3 protein-coding genes are annotated in these 1,092 nt (G+C 66.0%); all 3 read right to left on the bottom strand.

Going from position 1 to position 1,092, the window contains the following annotated elements; all coding sequences use genetic code 11:
• Positions 1–215, bottom strand: a 215-nt coding sequence (locus HMPREF3115_RS33025) for a hypothetical protein (RefSeq protein ID WP_218079215.1), incomplete at its 3' end; no start/stop codon positions are given.
• Between the two features lie 69 nt (positions 216–284).
• Positions 285–566: a hypothetical protein gene (locus HMPREF3115_RS33020; RefSeq protein ID WP_305367010.1), complete on the bottom strand. Its 282-nt coding sequence runs from the start codon at positions 564–566 to the stop codon at positions 285–287.
• A gap of 12 nt (positions 567–578) precedes the next feature.
• Positions 579–1,092 (bottom strand): hypothetical protein (locus HMPREF3115_RS33075; protein ID WP_371089500.1); only part of this gene is annotated, 514 nt, incomplete at its 5' end.

The raw sequence follows: 1,092 nt of genomic DNA, 5'->3' as shown, positions 1-1,092 counted from the left end.
ATTTCGTCGGCGAACAGCTCGATCGGGTCGCTGTCGACGGGCCTTAGCTCCACCAATAGCTCGGTCACGTCGCTGTCCAGCTCCGCTTCGACCGGCATCTCGTCGGCGAACAGCTCGATTGGCTCGCTGTCGACGGGCCTCAGCTCGACGAACAGCTCCGTCACGTCGCTGTCCACGTCGACCTCGACCGGCATCGCGTCGCTGTCGACCTCCACGTCGACCGCAATCGAAGCGGCGAAAACGCACTACTACAGCGTCAACGACGGCGGTACGCAAAAGGCGAACTACGCCAACGACGGGGCAACGGGCGTCAACGCGCTGGCCGCGGGCGTCGCGGCGAGCGCCGCCGGTGCGAGCAGCGTCGCGGTCGGCGATAGCGCAAACGCGAAAGCCAACGGCACGGTCGCGATCGGTCGGAACGCGGTCGCGAACAACGTCGGCGACGTCGCGCTCGGCAGCGGCTCCGTGACGGCGGCGCGGAACCCGACGCCGACAGGCAGCGTCGGCGGCGTCACCCACACGTTCGCAGGCGGCAACCCGACCAGCGTCGTCAGCGTCGGCGACAAGGGCGCCGAGCGTCAGGTGACCAACGTCGCGGCCGGCCGCATCACCGCCGACAGCACCGATGCGATCAACGGCTCGCAACTCTTCGCGACCAACTCGGCCGTCGACTCGCTGTCGACCACGGTGTCGTCGTCGAGCAGCGCCATTTCGTCGCTGTCGACGGGATTGTCGTCGACCAATAGCTCGGTCGCTTCGCTTTCGACTTCGACGTCGACGGGTCTGTCCTCGGCTAACAGCTCCATCGCCTCGCTCTCGACGTCGACTTCGACCGGTCTGTCGTCGGCCAACAGTTCGATCACGTCGCTCTCGACTTCGACCTCGACGGGTCTGTCGTCGGCCAACAGCTCGATCACGTCGCTCTCGACTTCGACCTCGACGGGCCTGTCATCGGCCAACAGCTCGATCGGATCTTTGTCGACCGGCCTTAGCTCGACCGATAGCTCGGTCGCTTCGCTTTCGACCTCGACCTCGACTGGCCTCTCGTCGGCTAACAGTTCGATCGGCTCTCTGTCGACCGGCCTCAGCTCG

This window comes from Burkholderia sp. HMSC10F09 (genome assembly GCF_001806955.1).
Classification (GTDB): Bacteria; Pseudomonadota; Gammaproteobacteria; order Burkholderiales; family Burkholderiaceae; genus Burkholderia; species Burkholderia multivorans.
This window is presented reverse-complemented; position numbering and strand designations above follow the sequence as displayed.